At 58.7% G+C, this 7,029-nt stretch carries 3 protein-coding genes; 2 read left to right on the plus strand and 1 reads right to left on the minus strand.

Annotated features, from left to right (window positions below):
• Positions 1-288: 288 nt before the first annotated feature.
• Positions 289-2,721: a TonB-dependent receptor gene (locus HK28_RS11885; RefSeq protein ID WP_143217414.1), complete on the plus strand. Its 2,433-nt coding sequence runs from the start codon at positions 289-291 to the stop codon at positions 2,719-2,721.
• A gap of 184 nt (positions 2,722-2,905) precedes the next feature.
• Here the strand turns inward: HK28_RS11885 and HK28_RS11890 are convergent, their stop codons facing one another.
• Complete coding sequence (locus tag HK28_RS11890; protein ID WP_086644771.1) at positions 2,906-3,850, minus strand: glycosyltransferase family 2 protein; 945 nt, start codon at positions 3,848-3,850, stop codon at positions 2,906-2,908.
• A gap of 409 nt (positions 3,851-4,259) precedes the next feature.
• On the opposite strand from HK28_RS11890, the gene clpB reads away from it, so the two are divergent.
• Entirely contained in the window at positions 4,260-6,875 is a 2,616-nt protein-coding gene (gene clpB / locus HK28_RS11895) for an ATP-dependent chaperone ClpB (protein ID WP_086644772.1), read from the plus strand.
• Positions 6,876-7,029: the final 154 nt, after the last annotated feature.

A 7,029-nucleotide genomic window follows, 5' to 3' on the forward strand; every position in this document is an offset into this window, starting at 1 on the left:
CACAACCTCTCGCTCACTTCAATAAATTAATAGGTCCTGAGCCTAGAGCGTCACTTAAGGCCCTAAAATCTCAACCGCAACGTCTGACCTGTTTGTCTTCGAGTGAATAATAAAACCGACTACTAATCGGCGCAAATGCGGCTCTGCTTTGAAATCGGATTTCGTCGGGCAGTAATGTCTGTGAGCATCCCGGTAGTCGTCAGTCACAGTTTATATTGTAACGTTAACGCAACGCTTTGTCATGGGAAACGCCAGTTAATGTCGCTTCGCGCCCGCAGAACCACTTTGATGACCTTACTCGCCGGCTCAATCCTGGCCAGCGTCGCCGATCCGGCTGACGCGGCTGTGCGTCATGGCGCGCACCATCGTACGACCCCGACGAAGGCTTCGTCCGCGAAAACGGCGACGCCTGCGGTTGCCGCCAAGCCTGCGACTGCGGCCGCTGCGCCGACCCCCGCGCCTCACCCGTATGTGTCGTCTCAGACCGAAGACGTTGCTGTGAGTGGTCGCAGCGTTCGCACCCGCCAGCCCGGCGGCGGATTGATGCGAGCGGAGACCGCGCCGAAGGCGGTTCAGTCGGTGACGCGCGACTTCATCGCCAAGCAGCCGCCGTCGTCCAACGTGCAGCAGCTTATCGCCATGATGCCGAGCGTTAACGTTTCGATGCAGGATCCGTTTGGCCTGTACTCTGGTCAGGTCAATGTTCGTGGTTTCGATCAGGCGGAAGTCGGCTGGGTGTTGGACGGCGCGCCGCTCAATGACATCGGCGGCGGGCAGTTCTACGCCAACGAAGTGCTCGAATCGGAAGATCTTGAAACCGTGCAGCTGACGCCGGGATCGGTCGACGTCAATTCGCCGGTGGTCAACGCGTCCGCCGGTCTGACCACGATGACAATGAGCAATCCGACGGTGAAGGCTGGCGGTCTGCTCGATATCTCTTTCGGTTCGTTTGATACGACGCGACAGTTCCTGCGGTTGAACTCCGGTTACATCGGCAACAGCGGCATCCGCGCCATGTTCGCTTTCAGCCATACGAAGGGCAATCAGTGGCGCGGCGCCGGGCAGGCGGAGAAGTTCCACTATGACTTCAAGGCCGTGAAGGATTTCGAGAACGGCAGCCACACTGGCCTGACAGTGTCGTATAACGATCAGGTCAACGACTCTTATCTGTTCCCCACTTTGAGCCAGTGGCGCGCGAATGGGTACAGCAATAATTATACGTCGGATTATGCAGGGGCGAGCGCTGCTGGCGCAAATTATTACAAGCTGCACGTCAACCCGTTCCGCAACGTCGTAGCCTCTGCCCCGACGCATATCGTTATTTCCCCGAAGCTCTCGATCGACGACTCAATCTATTTCTGGCACGGGATCGGCAATGGCACGGGCGCGACGTATTTCACCTCAAGCGCGCTGTCCAAGCTTTATATGGGCAACGAGAAAGTGTCGCTTAACGGAGACACCAGCAAAGGGTATCTGGCTCTGGCTCCGTCCAATCAGGAGCAGTTCAGAACCGGCAACACTCTCTCCGCAACATACAAGATCGACAAGCACAACACTCTGACTCTTGGCTGGTGGTATGAATACGCCAACCTTGAGCAGTATTCGCCTTATGGCCAGGTCAATCAGGCGACGGGAGAGCCATACAACATCTGGGGAACGAACGCGGTTGTCACGACCACGTCGGGGCAGAACTTCCGGGCGCGCGACTTCCTGTCCCTGTCGCAGGTGAACATGATCTTCATCGGCGACACGATGAAGTATTTTAACGATCGCCTGAACATCACGCTTGGTTTCAAGGAAGCCATGGTGACGCGTCGTACCTACAATTACACGCCGGGGACAATATATAACCGCAATATCCACTCAGCCGAGCCGCTGCCGCAGATCGGAATCTCGTGGAACTTCAACAAGCAGCACCAAGTCTATATTTCTGGTAGCACGAATTTTCGCGTGCCTGCGAACACGTCTCTGGTCGATTACTACGGGACGGCTGGCTCGCAGACCCAGAAGGGCGGTTCGAGCAATCCAGAATACACGATCGAAGAGGAACTGGGGTATCGCTACAACGGCGACGTGATCAACGCATCCGTGTCGTTCTTCAACTATAATCTCTCGAACCGTCAGCAGTCACTTAATTACTACGTCGGCACGACGCCTTATAGTCAGACGGTCAACGCGGGCGGTCAGACGACGCGCGGTGTCGATGCGCAAATCGGCACCCGTCCGATCTGGTATCATATCCGCCCATACGCGACGTTCGAGTATCTGCATTCGACGATCGACAACAATATTATGGCCAGCACCACGAGTGGCACGACCGATTATCTGCCGACCAAGGGCAAGATCGCTATCCGTTCGCCGAAGGTGCAGGCGGGACTAGGGCTCGATTATGATGACGGTCATCTGTGGATTTCGGGCCAGCTGAAGTATATTGCGAAACAGTATTCGACCTTCATGAACGACCAGTCCATTCCGCAATACATCACCAATCAGGTTGCTGTCGGATATCGTTTCAAGAGCTTCGGATATCTGAAGTCACCTGAAATTCAGCTGAACATGCAGAACCTGACGGGCGCCAAATTCCGAAACGGCGTTTACGGTTTCCAGACGAACGCCAATGCGACTAAGGGCGTTTACGGCGGAACGATCGCCGGATCGTCCCCGACATATTATTTGCAGGTGCCTTTCAGTGCGATGGTCACTCTGTCCACCGGTTTCTGACGCTGCCGTTACGGTCGTTGCGAACGGGATATCCGTTCGCAGTGGCTGGACAGCCGATGACGTGGGAATAAACCGCCGCCCGACGGACGAAGTCGGGCGGCGGTTTTCCATTTGAGGAGGGTATTCCGGGGGGGCGCTTTCTATTGCGGGTGCGCCGTCTTCGCGCGGCTGTATAGACTGCGTGTCATGGTTTTAAGCGTCGTTTTTCGAAACGCCCGAACGCCATGTAGTGTTGAAGGCCTCTCATCGAGGCGTTTTTGACGTCCGGATTGGCGGCCAGATAGAGAGCTTCGTCGAACTCCTTCGCAACGGTCTCGATTTCAGGGACGACGCGACTGCTCATCGGCTCGAACTCTGCAAGGAAAGCGTCGCGACCTTCATCGTCTTTCCATGGCATGCGGTGAATCGGATCGTTCGCAACTTTTGCGAGCAGTTCATTGTTCTTGCTGGCTTCTTCCGGCGTTCCGGTCGAGGGCAAATTCGCCAGTCGCACGCCGCCATCGATGACATAGAAATAGGTCATCGGCTCTTTGTCGGTGACTTTGACAAAGCCGCCATATCCCGCGCGCACGTAACGGAACGAGTAATCGCTGTGTTCATGGCCGTATCGGCCGAAACGCACGTCCATGAAACCGACCCGGGCGAAGGCTTCCCGGCTGACGCCCATGCACATCCCGCCAACGACCGGCGACAGACCGACATCTTCTGCGGTCAGCCCCCCTCCGATTACGTAGGGCCCCATGCTTGCGGGCACGTAGTTCACGTGCCCGTATAGTGTTGCAGCTTCGAACCATTCTGCGTCCCAGCCGTGAATGCGGGGCATTACGTCGTCGTCCATAAGGATGACGGCGTCCACGTCGGTGTAGTTGAACAGGTAGAAAACGCCCCGGTTCTTGTTCCACGCTATCCCGCGGTTGACGCCGCCGATCGTCATCACGCCGCGTTCGGCGAGCATAGCGATGGTTTCGTCATCTGATCCGTCGTCGCACACGACCAGTTCGATATCGGACACGCTCAGACGCTCAATCAGGTCGATCTGTTTGAGAAGGTTATCGATCCGGTTGTAGGTCGTGATCGCGATACCCAGTTTCTTGCCCATAGTGCCTGGCTGCTTCTCTTTCGCCGACATCCCTCCCGGTAGTGGAGGGCGCCATGGTTCCTGAATGATGAACGACGCTTGCCGGGAGCGAACCGGGGGCGTGAACTTTCCATTCTGACCTCAAGCTACCCAATACTGCCGGGGGCCGAAAGATCATGGGTGTGATGCGCTTGAGAACGATCAGCCTTCGACGATCTGGCCCGCACCCGAATGTGGCTATCGCTCGTGGTTCAGGCGGTGAGGGGCGGCGGCGCAGGTCGTTAGCGCATCGAACACCGTTATGCGTCTCCGTGGTCAATTTCGGTCGCGGGTTGGAGCGACTTGCTCTTGTCATCGGGTGGACGGCGCCCATATCCAATGCAAGACCGAGACGACGTCGCCTATAGAGGGACGGCGCCGAGGCCTGAACGTCGCCTAGAGTGAAAGGGACACCGGGACTATGGACATACAGAAATTTACGGAACGTTCGCGCGGTTTTTTACAGGCTGCGCAGACGATCGCCGTCAGGGAGTTCAATCAGCAACTGACGCCGGAGCATCTGCTCAAGGCGCTCCTTGACGACAATGAAGGCGCCGCATCGTCGCTGATTCGCGCTGCGGGTGGGGATCCGCTCAAGGTTCTCGCCGCGACTGAGCAGGCGCTGGCGCGACTGCCGAAAGTGCAGGGCGGCGGCGCGGGGCAGCCTCAGGCGACGCCTGATCTCGTTCGCCTTCTGGATGCGGCCCAGCGCACGGCTGAAAATGCCGGGGATTCGTTCGTAGCGCAGGATCGGCTTCTGGTCGCGATCGCGGCGTCGGACAGCACTGCGGGCCGCGCCCTGAAGGATGGAAACGCCAGCGCGGAGACTCTGGAGAAGGCCGTCACCGCGATTCGCAAGGGCCGGACCGTGGATAGCGAGAATGCGGAGGCCGCGTTCGACGCACTGAAGAAATACGCACGCGACGTCACAGCCGTGGCGCAGGCGGGAAAGCTCGACCCGGTCATTGGGCGTGATGAAGAGATCCGTCGCGCCATTCAGGTACTCGCACGTCGTAGCAAGAACAATCCCGTGCTGATCGGCGAACCCGGCGTCGGCAAGACCGCTATCGTCGAAGGGTTGGCGCAGCGCATTGTCAACGGCGACGTGCCGGAGGCGCTGCGCAACAAAAAGCTGCTGTCGCTGGACATGGGCGCGCTGATCGCTGGCGCGAAGTTTCGCGGCGAGTTCGAAGAGCGTCTGAAAGCCGTTCTGAAGGAAGTCGAGAGCGCGGAAGGACAGGTGATCCTGTTCATCGACGAAATGCATACGCTCGTCGGCGCGGGACGTTCAGATGGCGCGATGGATGCGTCCAACCTGATCAAGCCGGAACTGGCGCGCGGCACGCTGCATTGCATCGGCGCCACGACGCTCGACGAGTATCGCAAATACATCGAGAAGGACGCTGCGCTCGCGCGGCGTTTCCAGTCGGTGTTCGTGGGCGAACCGTCCGTTGCTGACACGATCTCGATCTTGCGCGGGATCAAGGAGAAGTACGAGCTTCACCATGGCATTCGCATCTCCGACGGCGCGTTGGTGGCGGCGGCGACCCTGTCGAATCGCTACATCACCGACCGCTTTCTGCCGGACAAGGCGATCGACCTGATCGACGAGGCGTCAAGCCGGCTGCGGATGCAGATCGACAGCAAGCCCGAAGAACTCGACGAGCTCGACCGCCGCGTGATCCAGTTAAAGATCGAACGTGAGGCGCTGCGGAAGGAAGACGATTCAGCCAGCCGCGACCGGCTTGAGAAGGTGGACGCGGAACTCGCCGATCTCGAAGAGAAATCCGACGCGATGAACGCCGCGTGGCATGCCGAGAAGGATCGGGTCAGCGAAGTCCAGAAATTCAAGGAGCAACTGGACGAGGCGCGTTCCACCGTAGAGGTGGCGCAGCGCAAGGGCGATCTGGGTCGGGCGTCGGAGTTGATGTACGGCGTCATTCCCGACCTTGAGGCAAAGATCGCGCAGGCTCAGGAAACGCAGGCGGGATCGACCGGCGATCTGGTGTCGCAGGCGGTGACGGAGCAGGGCATCGCCTCGGTCGTGTCTCGCTGGACCGGCATCCCCGTGGACCGGATGGTTGAGGGCGAACGGGCCAAGCTTCTGCGGATGGAGGACGAGCTTCGCAGGCGCGTTGTCGGGCAGGAACCTGCGCTCAAGGCGGTGGCGAATGCGGTTCGTCGCGCGCGCGCTGGATTACAGGATCCGAACCGGCCGATCGGCTCGTTCCTGTTCCTCGGTCCGACCGGCGTGGGCAAGACCGAACTGACCAAGGCGTTGGCGGAGTTTCTCTTCGACGACGAAAAGGCGTTGCTGCGTATCGACATGAGCGAGTTCATGGAGAAACACGCAGTCGCTCGCCTGATCGGCGCGCCTCCAGGATATGTGGGGTATGAGGAAGGCGGCGTGCTGACCGAGGCCGTGCGTCGTCGTCCCTATCAGGTCATCCTGTTCGACGAGGTCGAGAAAGCCCATGGCGACGTCTTCAACATTCTGTTGCAGGTGCTCGACGACGGGCGTCTGACGGATGGGCAGGGGCGTACGGTCGATTTCCGCAATACGCTGATCGTGCTGACCAGCAATCTCGGCTCCGACGTTCTGGCGAATCAGCCCGATGGAGAGTCGACGGATCTGGTGCAGGCGCAGGTGATGCGCGTCGTGCGCGATCATTTCCGGCCGGAGTTCCTGAACCGTCTCGACGAGATCGTGCTGTTCTCGCGCTTGCAGAAAGTCGACATGGCGCGGATCGTCGATATCCAGATCGGGCGGCTTCAGAGCCTGCTTTCGGATCGCAACATCGTTCTGCATCTCGACACACTTGCGGAGCAGTGGTTGGCGAACGAGGGCTATGATCCGGTGTATGGCGCGCGCCCGCTCAAGCGCGTCGTGCAGCGCAGCTTGCAGAACCAGCTTGCGGAGATGCTGCTTGAAGGCGGTATTCATGACGGCGAGACGGTCAATGTCTCGGCGAATGGCGACGGTCTGGTGATCAACGGGCGCGAGGCTGTTGAGGTCGGGGTTAGCGGCTCACTTTGATTTAATGGTTTTCGTGCTTTGACAAGAGCGGGGGCGGCGAATGCTGGTCCCCGTTTTTGTTGGTTTTTTATTAAAATTAAGGGGTTAAGAAAAGTTGAGGCGAATCACCTGGAGTGTTCGAAAAACCCCCTGGTTTTGAAACCGGCTCTGTGAT

The sequence above is a fragment of the Acetobacter sp. DsW_063 genome (genome assembly GCF_002153745.1).
In the GTDB taxonomy this organism is placed as follows: domain Bacteria; phylum Pseudomonadota; class Alphaproteobacteria; order Acetobacterales; family Acetobacteraceae; genus Acetobacter.

Bases quoted from the DNA above. Each gene is read 5' to 3' on its own strand.
- HK28_RS11885 (WP_143217414.1), top strand. From the start codon at position 289: ATGACCTTACTCGCCGGCTCAATCCTGGCCAGCGTCGCCGATCCGGCT.
- HK28_RS11890 (WP_086644771.1), bottom strand. From the start codon at position 3,850: ATGTCGGCGAAAGAGAAGCAGCCAGGCACTATGGGCAAGAAACTGGGT.
- clpB (WP_086644772.1), top strand. From the start codon at position 4,260: ATGGACATACAGAAATTTACGGAACGTTCGCGCGGTTTTTTACAGGCT.